Genomic DNA, 14,512 nt, shown 5'->3' with positions numbered 1-14,512 from the left:
CTCTACTCCTTTGCCTTGCCTTTCTTTGCCGTAGTCTTCTTGGCGGCGGTTTTAGCCGTAGCCGTCTTGTCTGTTGCGGGCTTGCTTGTTGTCGCCGCATTGTTCTGCTCTTTTGGCTTTACGTACTTCTTGATGGCGATGAGCCTGTTCATTTTATCGGTCGCCTCGTCCCATTCACTTGCGAAATTATCGGGAGAGAATCCGACATCGGTCAAGGGGTTGAATAGGCTTTTCTTGTCGAAATACTTCCATGAATCGTCCAGGAGTTTTTCGGCATAGCTGAAGATATTCTTTTCCTTGAGTTCACCGATGAGGTCGGCAGGGACAGCCTTGCTGAACGGCATGGATTTTGTCGCCTCGTCACCGAACGCGGTGGCGTATATGGTCTCGATTTTCTTGCGGGCGTCTGCGGGAGTCATGATTACGCTCGTCTTTGCGGGGCCGCTCATCTCCTTGTCGCAGGAATAGATGGAAATGCCGATTGTCTGCGGTGTATTTTCAAGTTCGGGTTTGGCGGAGCCCTTGTATGCAATGACGGCGAGCGCCTTGATATAGGGGGACATGTACTTGTCGAAGGAAATTTTTTCGTTCTTGCTGCTAGTCGAGCTGACCTCGATTATTTCCGTCACGTCTTCGATTTTCTTTGCGTTGCTCCAGTCCAGCTTGCCGGAGAGGAGCCACTGGGAACCGTCGGTACGTGCAAATTGCAAATCCTGGATTTTCTGGCCGTACGACCAGTTTGCCTGAATGTTCTGCACGAGGCCGGGCGCCTCGGGAGTGCCACCCATCTGGTCCAGAATCAGTTTTTTCTTGGCGTCGATGGTTTGCCACTGGATTGTCCCGAATTCGCCGTTAGGCGTCTTTCCCTTCAGTTCGAGGTCTTTCTTGAAGTTTTCGAGTTCTTCCGATTCTCCCGAAAGTTCGGCGGCCAGCGCCTTCTTCAGCACAATGCTTGTATCCAGATGGTCAAAATAGACGGGTTCAAAAAGTTCCTTCTCGACATCCTCGTCATCTTCGTCAATCAGCATCAGCGAAATGCGGAACTGGAACGGGTCTTTCAGGAAGCTTGCGAGCGTGTAGAAACCCACACGTTCCGGAATGCGCACCAGGTATTCCTTCTGCTTGTTTTTGTCCAGTTTTCCGAGCCGTTCCCTGCGGCGTTTCCTGATTTTTTCCTGGTGTTCCTCTTCGGAGAGGCGCATCCATTCGTACGCTTCCTTGTTGCGCAGGCTCTTGGGCGTGAACAGTTCGGTTACATCGCGCGTCTCGTCGAGCTTAATCTCCGTTTCCTTCCATTCCACGGCGATGAATTTCCGCAGGTCGTTTACCACCGACGACGGGTACAGTTCCGCATCCTTCTTGATATCCTTGTTCACGTAGCTCAGGTGGAAACCTTCCCCCGTGCTCATGAGCTGGCACAGGAACGCATAGCGGTTCTTGAGTACGGGCGAATCGTCACCGGGCCAGGGCCTGCAGGATTTGCGCAGGTCGAGCGTATTGTGCTGTTTTGCCCCCGGGAATGACATCGCGTCGGCGCCGATAAAGAACAGGTGCTTTACGGGGAGAGTGCGGTTCGGGGCGAACTTCATGAAGGTAATCCCGTTCACGAAAATGTTCCCGCAACTGTATTCGGTTCCCTGTGCGGCGGTAAGGAGGGTCTGTTCCACGATTTTCATCGAGATTTCGTTCTGGCCTGCCGCATTCTGCCAGCCGAGAAGCGCAATTGCGTCGGCGACGCGCCTGTAGACGATGGATTCGCTCTTGAGTGCATCGGGAACGTGCGGCATGGCAATCCACTTGTCGAGATGTTCTGCGAGCTCGTCCAGGTCGCTGCACTTGTTCTTGCCGAACTGCACCCAATCTTCGAGCGTTTCGATGCAGTCGATAAACTTGCAGAGCGACGCCTTGTCGGAGCAGGCCATGTCGGAGAATGGCCGGAGCGTATCGCCTTTGAACTTGACGTCGTATGTCGTCATCTGGGCCATCAGCAGGCGGTTCTTGACCTTGTCCCAGTCATCCTGCTTGTCGCGGGGGCGGAACGTATTCGTTTCGGATACCCAGTTCTGCCAGGCGTCCACCTCCTCGTTGGTAATCTTGCGGACCGCCTGCACAACGGGATTGCGGACCAGCGCAAAGAAGTCGGGCCTGGAAATCCCCTTCTGGTCAAGGACGGTAAACAGGCTCGCGAGTGCATTTTCGGTCAGGGAACTCCTTGCGGGCGAATCGACTATCGAGAACGGGATGCGCATCTTTTCGCTCTGGTCGAACACCATGTTGATTGCCGTGCGGTAATCGTCGAGGCAGGGCGATACCACTAGGATATCCTCGACGCGTGCGCCCTTCCTGAGCAGCTTGCAGATTTGGGTGTGCAGGTTCTCGATCTCGCGGATTCGGGTCGGTGCCGCGGTCACGTCGAGGGAACCATCGCCTGCGCAGGATTCAAGACCGTCCATGTTGTTTTCGCGATGTGCGACGGCGTATTGTACCTTGTGCAGGAGGGTGTCTTGCGGCAATTCAATTTCGCCGCCGTCCTTGTCGAAAATGCCGTTGAAGTCGAAATCGTAGTTGGTCGCCTGGCACCAGAGTTTTATATTGTCGCGTCCGGAACGGCCCCAGTTTACGAGCAGGTCGTTTTCTGCCGGTTGCGTTGCAGGTTGCGTGCCGTTGCCAGCATATTCGGAGATATCCTCGATGTCCGTCGTCGGGTCGCCGGATTCGGGATTTCCCGTTTCCATGATTTTCATCTTGTCCCTGATGTGCGCGGCATCGCCGGTACCCGATTTCCATTCACCGGTCTTGGAAACTTCCCAATTCCTGCAAATCTTCTCAGGGGCGGTAAACGCGTCTTCCCAGAATTCCATACACGGATTCTGGATGAACGCGTACACGTCGTGCTCGCTAGCATATTTCTGCAATATGACGCGGTAGAACTGCCCCATACCCGAAAGTCCGAAGATAAAGACGGGGAGAACCTTGCCGTTGTTACCGTGCGGAAGTTTTTCTTCGTTGAATTTACCGTTTTCAAGAGCCTCGAAGAGGTACGGGATGGTAAGGTAATTCCGATTTTCGTGCAATTTTTGGGACATTTCCTTGAAAGCTCGGGTCAACAGCGATACATTGTCGCCCTGCTTGTGGAAAATGGCCGAATACAGCTTTTGCTGCCATGCCTCGCGCCCCGCGAGCTTGCCGTTGAAATTCGCAAAGAACGGCTGCAGTTTTCCCGCTTTCCAGTGGTCGAGAATGCCATCTACATCGCCATTTGCATTTTTTGCAAAGCCGCTCGGGCGGCTCGTCTCGTATTCCAGGAAGAGTGACGCCATCTTCAGGGCAAAATCGAACAGGTGGTTTTCGTCAAGTCCTCCCTCCGGGTCGTTCGCGTTCGTGAGGTAGCGGGTCACTTCGTCGTCGATGCGCTTGTAGTTCGGGATACCGTCCGTTTCGCTCGTCAGGTAGGCGAGAATCACGTTCATCAGGATATCCGCCGAGAGTTTGCAGAGGCGGGTTGTTTTACCTTCCTTGTCCTTGACGACACCTTCCCCCACCAGAATATCAAACAGGAACCTGTCAATGGTACTCTTATTCAAATTAGCGAGCACGCCCTTCTTCTTCATCCAGCGCAGGCGAAACCACTGTTCCAGTTTCGGGTCCGGGAATATCACGACCGGGGCGTTGAACGGGTCGGTCCAGGCGGCTGTGAGCGTGTCGATCATCTCGTCGGCGAGATGTTCCAGATTCAATGCAAATTTAAGATGTAGCATAGGCTTAATATACTCAAAAAAAATGTCAGTAAAATGACAATCCGAAAATTCTTTTATTATATCGTCAATTGGCGCGGTTTTGTAAAATGGGGAGCCACTGACCCGCCACAATGCTATATTTTGCACATGCTCAAGATTATCAGGGCTATCAGCCGTTTCCTTTCTACCTATACATCTCTGGTCGTCATCGGCGCCGCGGTGGTCGCCTTTTTCCTCCCGGTCGCGTTCGGCTGGGTTCACGGCAACACGAGTTCCATCATCCTGGGCATCATCATGCTCAGCATGGGCCTTACCATCACCGTCGACGACGTGAAGAACCTCATGAAGCAGCCGCTCCACATTCTGCTCGGGGCGTGCGCGCAGTACACCATCATGCCGTTGGTGGCCTTCACCCTCACCAAGGTTTTCGGGCTCGACCCGTACCTGGCCGTGGGCATCATTCTCGTGGGTTGCTGCCCGGGTGGCGTCTCGAGCAACGTGATGAGTTTCCTTGCCAAAGGGGACGTGACGTATTCCGTGAGCATGACGATGGTCTCGACGCTCCTTGCCCCGCTCATGACCCCGCTGCTCGTGCTCTGGCTTGCCGATACGAGCATCGACGTGAACGCGAAGGGGATGTTCCTGAATATCCTGTACGTGACGGTTGCGCCGATTCTGGTTGGCTTTATTTGCAACTATTTCCTGGGCAAGAACCCGGTGTTCAAGGAAGTGCGTGCGAATATGCCTGCGGTTAGCGTGATTGGCCTTGCGCTGATCGTGGGCGGTGTCATCGTGACGGTGCGCCCGCACCTGCTTACGAACGGGCTTTCGCTGTTGTTCCTCGTGCTTGCGGTGGTGTTTTTCCACAACGGGCTCGGCTACGTGCTGGGCTATACCGTCGGGCGCATCTTCAAGTTCAATACCGCAAAGAAGCGCACCATCGCTATCGAAGTGGGCGTGCAGAATGCGGGCATGGCGACCGTGCTTGCGGCTGCCTTCTTCGCGAACCCCGAGAACGTGGCGGCACACCCGGAGGCTGCGATTTGCGTGGTCCCGTGTGCCATCAGCTGCGCGTACCATTCCATAAGCGGCACGATTGTCGCGGAGTTCTTTGCGCGCCGTGACCGGTAAATTATTTATTATTGTGTTATAATAAGTAGGAGGAAACTTCGGGTTATGAAAAAACAATTGCTCCTGCAGATTCTTGTATTGGCGTTCCTGTTCGTCATGGCTTCCTGTGGTGACGACGATTCTGGCTTTATCGCCCGTGGCGACGGTTCCTCCCTGGAAGACGATTCAAGCGATTCCGAAGGTGACGAGGATTCTGCTGATTCCAAGAGTGGTTCCAGTTCCAGCAAGAAAGGCTCGAGTTCCAGCGGCGACGGGTCTTCGTCCGGTTATTCGTCCTCCCGCTCGTCCAGTTCTTCGAGTGTACGTAGTTCTTCTTCCGGAAACTCCTCCAGTTCATCGCGTGCAAGTTCCTCTTCCACCGCTTACGAGGATATTCCCGGGAAGGCGATTGCGGGCGTGTACCAAGGCTTTGTCGGGCATGTGGTAATGCCTACCATCGAGGTACGTGCGCTGACAAGCAAACTGGAATATGTGGATTCTACGGTTTCGTACGTGGGAAAGATTGACTCTATGGAGTACCGGTTCAGTGTCCGGGGGCTCCCCGAAGATATCGAGTACGCCGAGATACACGTTAAGGTGAATGACGGCACGAACTCTACGATAAGGTACTACGTAGACGAGTATGCGGTTGTCAACCTGAAGGGGGTGGATTCCCTGTATGTGAATTCGGCGATGAACTTTATCTACAAGAGGGTAAAGTACCTGGTGCGCGAAAAAGGCTTGTCGTTTGACGAAGCCAAGGCGCAGGCGGAAAGCGACTTGCGAAAGGCCTTCTATGTCGAAGAGGCCTTCCATGACCTGGAAAGGATTGATGTGCTGCATGACGAGACGGAAGGTGGGTACTGGGCGGCAACAATTGCGACGGTAGAATCCATCACTGGGTTGGGAAGTACACTGCGGATTGATTTCTGGTCGGATGCATTTGTTACAGAGGGAACGCTTGTACTGGGTGATGAACTTGCTTCCGAACTAGCCAGCACGTTCTACAACTGTACCGGTTTAGGTTGCCTGGGGGATGTCTATGTTAGGCATGTGAACCGTGACCCCATAAGGGTAAACCTGATAAAGTTCTTCGATACGGTCAGTGGGCGCGGCGCCTGCACTACGGAGCGTGCAGGGGATGTCTTCAGGGTCGCTTCCGATACCTCCTCGTCCGGTTTCTATACCTGCGATGGAAAGAACTGGGACCGTTCTACCGTTATGGAAAGGGACATGTACAAGCTGGATTTCCCCGCCTGTGGGAATACGGAAAAGACGGTTATTGGCGCCTCTAAGTTTGAATATTATTGCAATGGGAAGGGAACGTGGATTGATGCTCATAAATGGTCAATTGACGTCCCGGTAAAGTTCCGGCTCAATCCGGATATCGACTACGGGACTATGACCGACCCGCGTGATGGGCAGACATACGCGACTGTGAAAATAGGGAACAAGGTATGGATGGCACAGAACCTGAACTTCAAGGGCTACAAGAACAAGGAAGACGAGGACAGTACGCTTGTTGCGAACCTGAGCGGCGGCCACATCTGCAATAGCAAGAAGGAAGCGCACTGCGATGTGTGCGGAAGGCTGTACGACTGGGCTGCCGTCATGAACCTCAACGAATCTTTGGATTCCGTTACGGCGAAGGCGATGATTGTAGACCCGCACCAGGGCATTTGCCCCGACGGTTGGCATATCCCCAGTATGGATGAATTTGAGCATATCGTTACGGAATACTATAACAGCGCTACAGACAAGACTGCTGATATGCTGAGGTCTAGGCAGGGGTGGGGCAAGTCGGTCCCGGACAAGGACCCTGTAGGTTTTTCGGCATTGCCCTGCGGCATATACTTTAATTCCTCGAATATGGGGTGGGCTTTTGACAACTGGGGCTCCAGGGCGTATTTTGCCGCCACGCCAAGATACCATTTACACACTGAAATTACCATGAGCGCGAGCTTTACGGGCATTGGAAGTTACGACAACAGTTCCCGGCATAGGCATAGTTCTGTCCGTTGCGTAAAGAACGACGATTAAGTAGGAGGGAACATGAAGCATCTTTTTTCGATTGGCTTGATTGTGGTTTTGACGCAGGTGTTTCTTGCCTGTGGCGACGACGATTCCGGCTTTATCGCCCGTGGCGACGGTTCCTCCCTGGAAGACGATTCGAGTGATTCCGACGGCGATGAGGATTCTAGCGAATCCAAAAGCGGTTCCAGTTCCAGCAAGAAGGGCTCCAGTTCCAGTTCCGGCGGGTCATCTTCTAGCGCGGGGTCCTCTTCGTCGAGATACACCTACGACGTCTCTAAGATTGAGAAGGGAACGTTTACCGACAAGCGCGATGGACATGAATACAGGACCGTTACCATTGAGGGACAAACCTGGATGGCGCAGAACCTGAACTATGCGCCGGCATCTAGCCGCGGTTGCCATAAGGGCGATAACGAGGACTGCACCAAGTATGGAAGAAAATATACGTGGGCAGAAGTTATTGATTCTACTAAATCGTTCTGTGGAATCGGGAAGATGTGCAGTCCGCCTCTACAGGGAATTTGCCCAGATGGATGGAGAATCCCGGCTGAATCGGAATGGAAAAAACTACTCGATAAGTTGTATGGGTCGTCACCTACATTCAATGATTGGGATGGCTTGGCTCCGTATCTGTTTTCCAAGGATAATGAGTATTATGAGGGGATAGATGCGTACGGATTGTCGATCGCTGTCCCGGAGAGAAACGACCAGGCAGCCCTGGATTTCTTTACGACTGATCAATGGTCGTCAGGTCGGCCTGATATGATTAGGTTCTCCTATAGGGATGTCGATGACTATGGCCCCGCAAAAGATACAATGCACGCTTCGTTGCGATGTATAAAGGGAGATTTGATACCCGATGTAACTAGACCGCAGGCTACATTTGGTGTTCGTGGCGAAGACCGCAAGGCATGTAACGGCGTTGAAGTACAATCTTTTATTAGCACGCAGGCCTGCAATAAAGGAGGAGAAAATAATTGTGGAAGTAGGTTAAAAGACGACGGCAGTATCTATGTTTCAGGATGGTCGCATAGTTTTGACGGGCACACTACTGACTATGGTCCATTTTATTTACTCTTTGAGGAAAATGGCAAGAAGGCATGCCCCTTTGAATGGCACATTCCCACTAAAAGTGAATGGAATGATTTTTTATATACTGTCGGAGGGGCTTGTTATGCCGGGTACACGCTCAAGGCGCAGGAGGGGTGGGGCGACGATTATGCCCTCGATGCGTTTGGTGTCGGCATGAAACCCACGGATGACAAGGGTGCAAGTTTCTTTGTTGGAGGCTCTAAAAAAGGGAAGATTCTGGGTAGAGTCTTATTTGCGAAGGGATCGAATATGGCTGTATTCGATGACGATACCGCGAATGTGTCTGGGCTGCTCTGCATGAAGGGCCGCCTTGAGGACGATACCTTGAGTTACATGAACCCTGAACTCGAGTACGGGGAATTTACCGACAGCCGCGATAACAGGACGTACAAGACCATAAACATCGGGCATACCAAGTGGATGGCGGAGAACCTGAATTTCGAGACGGACAGCAGTGTCTGTTTTGGAGGGTATCACGGAAACACGACATTCTCGTGTGTGCGCTATGGAAAGTTCTATGGGTATGAAGATGCCTTGACGGCCTGCCCCGCAGGCTGGCGCCTACCCACAAAGGAAGAACTGGATACCCTAGTATATATCGGGGCTCCTTATAAGAGTACCTATAACCTTGTCTCGGCGGAGAATCCTAAATATAAGGGGAACAACGCTTCTGGTTTTTCGTTCGTAACTGCGGGCTATCAGGTTTGGAATGGCAATTTTAATACCGAGATGGAAAGCGGCTATATATGGTCTGGTACGCAATACAATGATTCCGTTGCGTACATCCTTGACATCTATCATGGTAACGGTATCGGCGATACCGCATATGTCGCAAAGCAGAGGTTTAATAGCGCAGTGAAGATAAATGTCCGCTGCGTGAGCGAAGAAAAAGTGGTGTACGGGTATAAGGGAACGTACGGTACGCTTGTCGATGAACGCGATGGCCATGAATACAGGACCATAGAAATCAACGGCACAACATGGATGGCGGAAAACCTCAAGTACGAATCGGAAAATAGTACCTGCAAGCGCGATTCCTGCGACATCTACGGGCTGCACTACTCGTTCCCGTTCACCTCCCTTGTCATAGACCCCCTCTGCCCGGATGGCTGGCATATCTCGACCACTGCGGATTGGGATAGCCTGCTTGCCTTTGTCCGTGCGAACGATTCGGCGACATACGCCCTTGATTTGAGATACACGTTCAGGTGGCCTTCATACAACCAGGGTACCGACAAGTACGGTCTAGGTGTTATTCCGAACACCTGCTATCAGGATAATTCCGGCTACGATATTGTCAATGTCAGGGACGAGGCCGTGGCGTGCATTGGTGCAGAAGATGTCGAGAACAAGAAGGGCTACTACTACATCATGTCTTCGAACGGAGTCAATAGCGTGCGCAAGAACGTCTACAAGAGATCCATTGATAGTGACCGTTACCGCTTTGGAATACGTTGCGTCAAGGACAAGTAACTCTTGCAAAAACTATATTTGTCCGTATGAAATTTGTTTTAGCGTGTCTTTTGTTGTGCGTGTCGCTTCCTTTTGCGCAACTCGTGCAAAAAAAGGCTTCCGCGCAGAACGATGCCGTCGATTCGGTCGTCATTCCGGGGGCGACGAAGAACAGACCGTTAGTTTATTCGGATAGCGCGACCCTGCGTAACGAACGTGCGACTTCCGATGCGAAGGCCGCGATGGACCTCAATTATTCGAACGATTCCCTCACGGGAACGCTGATTGGTATTGGCGCGGAATATGTCGGTCAGATCATGAAGAACACGCTCTCGCCCAATTCCGCCGAAGCCGATGCGGTCGAACTTGAACGCACCAGGCGCTAGCCTACGTAGTTGTAAAAATTACGTTATTTGCAATTTTCTTGTTGCATGTTAGGCATAAATTGCCTATATTGAGTTGTATGAACAAGAAAAAACTTATCACCATGCTTTTAGTTATCGTCGGCATCCTCATGATAACATTCTTCGTGATGGACTGGCTTGTGTTCTACCGTTGCGGCGCCGTTGAACAGTGCCTCGTCGAAAGCAGCAACTACCAGAATATCGCCAAGTTCGCGGTTACTGCCATCATGACGGTCATCGTGTTCTTTATCGGCAAAAATTGCCTCTGCCGGAGGGACCGCAATTTCTTGCAGGCCGGTTTCGCGATGGCCCTGTGTGCAGATTTCTGCCTCAAGATTCTGCACAACTACTCCCATTTTCTGGACCACCGCAGCGACTACACGTTGCTTGGTATCTGCTTCTTCATGGTGGTGCAGGCCCTGTTCATTTACCGCCATACGCGTATGAGCGACACGGACAAGAGTTCCCCGTGGATTCTGTGCATCCCGTTCGGGGTGATGTTCGTCGCGAATGCGCTGCACCTGTTCCGCATTTTCGAGGGGCCGACTGTCCCGATTGTCGCCACCTACGGCGCCTTCCTCATCTGCTCGCTGATTGTCGCGTGCAAGGTGCCCAAGATGGGGTATTTCCCCGAAAAGAACGCGCGGAATATCAAGCGCGGCATGATTCTGTTCTTCTGCTGCGATGCCTGCGTCGGAATTTCCCTTGCTACGGGCGATGACCATAGCGTCCAAGAAATTGTCGCTACGGTTGCAAATAACTTTGTGTGGTACTTCTACACGCCGGCCCTGATTCTGCTGGGCCTGAGCGGGTATAAGAGGAAAGCGTAGAGCTTATCCCAGGTACTTTTCGCCGCTTTCCACGCTCTGGTAGATGAGCGTGTTGATGGTCATGGGGCCCACGCCGCCCGGAACCGGGGTGTATGCGCTCGCCACGTCGTCGAGACCCTTCTCGATATCGCCCACGCCACCCGGATGGTAGCCGGCGTCGACCACGACCGCGCCCTGCTTGAGCCACTCCTTCTTGATGAACTCGGGCTTGCCGACCGCACCCACCAGGATGTCGGCCTGACCCACAAATTCGGGGAGGTTCTGCGTCTTGCTGTGGCAGATGGTCACTGTGCAGTCCGCGTTCAGGAGCATCATGGCCATGGGCTTGCCGAGGATCGCGCTACGGCCCACCACAACGGCGTGCTTGCCCGCGAGCGGGATGTTGTATGCCTTCAGGAGGCGCATGATGCCTGCGGGAGTCGCGCAACCATAAGCGGGTTCACCCATCGCCATGCGGCCAAAGCCCAGGCAGGTCACGCCATCCACGTCCTTGCGGGCGTCGATGGCCTCGAACGCGGCGCGTTCGTCGATGTGGCGCGGAACCGGGTGTTGCAGCAAAATGCCGTGCACGTCGCGGTTGTCGTTCAGTTCCTGAATCTTGTTGAGGAGTTCCTCGGTGGTGGTGTTCTTCGGGAGTACCACGCGGATGCTTTCCATGCCCACGCGGGCGCAGGCGTTGCCCTTCATCTTCACGTAGGTGGCGCTCGCCGGGTCGTCGCCCACCAGGATGGTGGCGAGGATGGGGGTCTTGCCCGTCTTTTCCTTGAGTTTTGCCACGCGGGCGCTGAGTTCTTCTTCAGTGGTCTTGGCGAGTGCCTTGCCGTCGAGGATGAGTGCTGCCATAATGTCTCCGGTGCGCGGGATGCGCGAAAATTACGGAGTAAAGATAGAAATAAAAAGAAAACCCTGCGCTGGATGGCAGGGGTTGCTTTACACGACCACGTCGAGAATGGCGGGGATGACCAGGCAGAATATTGCCCACGGGTACGATAGCGCGCCGGGGAGCCAGCCGGTAGATCCGGACTTGGGCGCCATGTGCGGAACGGCTTGCGTGGATACCTTGATGGAGTCATCAAGTGCGACCTTGATGTTTTCGACAGAGGAGTCGAATAGGCTCTTATTTTCGGCGGCTTTCGCCACTATATTCATAAAGTTGCTATTCATGTTATTCTCTCTTTCCATCCCTCGTGTATAAAAATAGAAACGTTTTACATGGAATGCAAGTATTCTTGTAACTTGGCGTTTACAAATTGTCCATAATGTGAATCACCTCACAAATCGGGTAAAAAATGCCCGAAATGGTGCGAAAAAGCGGGTTTTGTCCAAACTTGCACTGGGAAATGCCCGTTTTTGCCCGAAAAAGTTGGTCTACTGGAACGAAAATTCCTAATTTTTTGTGTGTTGAACATCACACTACGGAAAGGAACGCCATGAATCTGACCCGCTTTACCCTCCTTGCAGCCTCCTGCGCCGCCCTGCTTGCCTGCGGCGGGAACAAGAATGCCGCCCCCGCGACGGACCCGGCTCCGGCCCCCGCTCCCGCGGCTGCACCCGCCCCTGCTCCCGAAGTGAAGGTTTCCCTCGATAGCACGGTCGACCGCTACAGCTACGCGCTGGGTATGGACCTCGGCAAGGCGATTGCCAACATAAACGTTCCCCTCAAGTTGGACGTGATTATCGCCGCCATCAAGGACGAGGTGGACACGACCCGCAAGGTTCTCATGGATGATACTACGGCGGAAAAGGCGCTCCAGGGCCTGCTCTTGCAGATGCAGCAGAAGAAGGAGGCCGACGCGAAGGCTGCCGCCCAGAAGTCGCTTGAGGAGCAGGCGCAGTTCCTCGCGAAGAACGTGCTGGATTCCACGGTGAAGGTTACCACGAAGGGCGTGCAGTACAAGGTTATCAAGGAAGGCACGGGCATTACCCCCAAGGTGAGCGACAAGGTGCAGGTCCACTACATTGGCGCCCTCCTGGACGGTACGGAATTTGACAACAGCGTTAAACGTGGCGAACCGCTCGAGTTCCCGGTGAATGCCGTGATCGAGGGCTGGCAGGACTTGCTCCAGGTGATGAAGGAAGGCATGAAGGTGAAGGCTTGGATTCCGAGCGCGCTTGCGTACGGCGAGGCGGGCGTCCCGCCGATGATCCCCGCGAATGCGCTCCTCGTGTTCGAGGTGGAACTCCTGAAGGTGTACGCGGAAACCCCGGCTGTCGATGGTTCGACGGGCTCGCCAACCGATGCCGCCGTTGCTCCGGCCGATACTGCCGCCGCTAAGGCTGTTGACCCCGCTGCTGCACCTGCCGAGGCAAAGGATTCCAAGAAGGCCGAACCCGCCGATGCTTCGGCAAACTCGACAACCGGTGCCAAGAAACCTGCCGCGAAGGGTGCAAAGAAGCCCGCTGCGAAGAAGTAACGCGAAATTGCAGGCCTGAAAAGGCTAAAATTTGTGGATGCGGCCCTTGACGGGGTCGCGTTTTTTTATGTTTATGGTCATGAATAACACTGCGTCCGATTTCTATTCCCAGCACTTCGAAGTTGCCGGATTCATCCGGGAAGTGTTCGGCTATATGGACCGGTTCAAGGGCCAGCTGTTCGTTTTGAAGATTGACGACGGCCTGATGGACCATCCGCTGTTCCCCGTGCTCATGCGGGATATCGCCCTGCTGCACAAGGCGGGTATCCGCATCATTATCGTGCCGGGTACGCGAAACAGTATCGACGCGCAGTTGAAGGCCTGGGAACTTGAAAGCAAGTTCGAGGGTGGCGTCCGGCTTACGAGCGAGGAGGCCCTGCCCCTCATTGAGCAGGCGAGTCTCGGGGTTGCCCAGCGCATCATGAGCCACCTCACGGCGAGCGGCCTGAGCGGTATCCAGGGCAACTGGGTGCTGGCCCGGAGCCTTGGCGTGATTGGCGGAGTGGACTACATGCGCACCGGAAAGATCGAGCGGATCCAGCGCGATATCCTGGAGCAGCTGCTTGACGAGAATTTCGTGCCTATCATTCCGCCTATCGGCTGGAACAAGATCGGGCATGCCTACAATATCAGTTCTACGGAACTCGCGACCGAAATCTGCAAGTACATGCAGGTGGGCAAGCTGTTCTTTATCGGTAACGAGAACGGCATCAAGCTCAAGGGGCTTGTGACCGGCAAGAACACGAAGTACCTGGAGCCGACGGACTCGGGTGTGATTTCTGCATTGGATGTGGACCAGGCGAAGGAACTCCTGGAACTCAATTCCGACGTGCTCGACTTTGCGCAGATGGACTACCTGATGAACGCTATCCGGGCGTGCGAGGCGGGCGCGAACCGCGTGCATTTGCTGAGCGGTGAATTCCAGGGCAGCGTGCTGCAGGAAGTATTCAGCGCGCGGGGCGACGGTACCATGGTGTACGCGAACCAGTACTCGAGTATCCGGCCCGCGAACATCGAGGATATTCCGGATATCCTGCGCATCATGCAGGACTACATCGCGAAGGGCTACCTGGTGCCGCGTACGCAGGAAAGCATTTCTGAGAAGCTCAAGGATTACGTGGTGTACAGCATCGACAACAGCATTCACGGCTGTGGCGCCTTGCACGAGTTCGAAGACGGGATGGCCGAAGTTGCGGGCATCGCGGTGGGTGCGAACTACCGCAAGTCGGGCATCGGCGACGCCATCGTGCGGCACCTGATTTCTGTCGGGCGCATGAAAGGCTACAGTAAGCTGTTCTTGCTGACCACGCAGGCTCTCGACTGGTTCTACCACTTCGGATTCGAGGATGGTACGGTCGAGGATTTGCCCAAGAGCAAGCGTGACCACTACAACCAGAAGCGCAACTCGCGTATTCTCGTGCTCCCGCTGGACAAGTAGT

The 14,512-nt window shown here is 53.9% G+C and carries 10 protein-coding genes; 7 read left to right on the top strand and 3 right to left on the bottom strand.

Annotated elements, in window-relative coordinates; all coding sequences use genetic code 11:
- Positions 1-2: 2 nt before the first annotated feature.
- Complete coding sequence (locus CRO08_RS08550) at positions 3-3,758, bottom strand: exodeoxyribonuclease V subunit gamma (protein WP_097035898.1); 3,756 nt, start codon at positions 3,756-3,758, stop codon at positions 3-5.
- A 126-nt stretch (positions 3,759-3,884) separates the two neighbouring features.
- Between CRO08_RS08550 and CRO08_RS08545 the strand changes: the two genes are divergently transcribed.
- The 5 genes from CRO08_RS08545 (at position 3,885) to CRO08_RS08525 (ending at position 10,659) form a co-directional block, all read left to right on the top strand.
- The gene (locus CRO08_RS08545) at positions 3,885-4,868 is read left to right on the top strand and encodes a bile acid:sodium symporter family protein (protein WP_097035897.1); all 984 of its coding nucleotides are present in this window, start codon (positions 3,885-3,887) and stop codon (positions 4,866-4,868) included.
- A gap of 45 nt (positions 4,869-4,913) precedes the next feature.
- Positions 4,914-6,887 carry an FISUMP domain-containing protein gene (locus tag CRO08_RS08540; RefSeq protein ID WP_097035896.1) on the top strand — a complete coding sequence of 658 codons (1,974 nt, stop codon included), beginning with the start codon at positions 4,914-4,916 and terminating at the stop codon, positions 6,885-6,887.
- Between the two features lie 12 nt (positions 6,888-6,899).
- Entirely contained in the window at positions 6,900-9,446 is a 2,547-nt protein-coding gene (locus CRO08_RS08535) for an FISUMP domain-containing protein (RefSeq protein WP_097035895.1), read from the top strand.
- Positions 9,447-9,472: 26 nt separating this feature from the next.
- Positions 9,473-9,811 carry a hypothetical protein gene (locus CRO08_RS08530; RefSeq protein ID WP_141398294.1) on the top strand — a complete coding sequence of 113 codons (339 nt, stop codon included), beginning with the start codon at positions 9,473-9,475 and terminating at the stop codon, positions 9,809-9,811.
- 77 nt (positions 9,812-9,888) lie between these two features.
- Positions 9,889-10,659 (top strand): lysoplasmalogenase family protein, encoded by a 771-nt coding sequence (locus tag CRO08_RS08525; RefSeq protein ID WP_097035893.1) that lies wholly within the window; start codon positions 9,889-9,891, stop codon positions 10,657-10,659.
- Positions 10,660-10,662: 3 nt separating this feature from the next.
- Here the strand turns inward: CRO08_RS08525 and folD are convergent, their stop codons facing one another.
- Together folD and CRO08_RS08515 are read right to left on the bottom strand one after the other, a co-directional pair.
- Positions 10,663-11,502 carry a bifunctional methylenetetrahydrofolate dehydrogenase/methenyltetrahydrofolate cyclohydrolase FolD gene (gene folD / locus CRO08_RS08520; protein WP_097035892.1) on the bottom strand — a complete coding sequence of 280 codons (840 nt, stop codon included), beginning with the start codon at positions 11,500-11,502 and terminating at the stop codon, positions 10,663-10,665.
- Positions 11,503-11,589: 87 nt separating this feature from the next.
- Entirely contained in the window at positions 11,590-11,823 is a 234-nt protein-coding gene (locus CRO08_RS08515) for a hypothetical protein (RefSeq protein WP_141398293.1), read from the bottom strand.
- Between the two features lie 266 nt (positions 11,824-12,089).
- Between CRO08_RS08515 and CRO08_RS08510 the strand changes: the two genes are divergently transcribed.
- Together CRO08_RS08510 and argA are read left to right on the top strand one after the other, a co-directional pair.
- On the top strand, positions 12,090-13,073 hold the full coding sequence (locus tag CRO08_RS08510) for an FKBP-type peptidyl-prolyl cis-trans isomerase (RefSeq protein ID WP_097035891.1): 984 nt from the start codon (positions 12,090-12,092) through the stop codon (positions 13,071-13,073).
- A 79-nt stretch (positions 13,074-13,152) separates the two neighbouring features.
- Entirely contained in the window at positions 13,153-14,511 is a 1,359-nt protein-coding gene (gene argA, locus CRO08_RS08505; protein WP_097036320.1) for an amino-acid N-acetyltransferase, read from the top strand.
- Position 14,512 lies beyond the last annotated feature (1 nt).

Source organism: Fibrobacter sp. UWT3, assembly GCF_900230125.1.
In the GTDB taxonomy this organism is placed as follows: domain Bacteria; phylum Fibrobacterota; class Fibrobacteria; order Fibrobacterales; family Fibrobacteraceae; genus Fibrobacter.
This window is presented reverse-complemented; position numbering and strand designations above follow the sequence as displayed.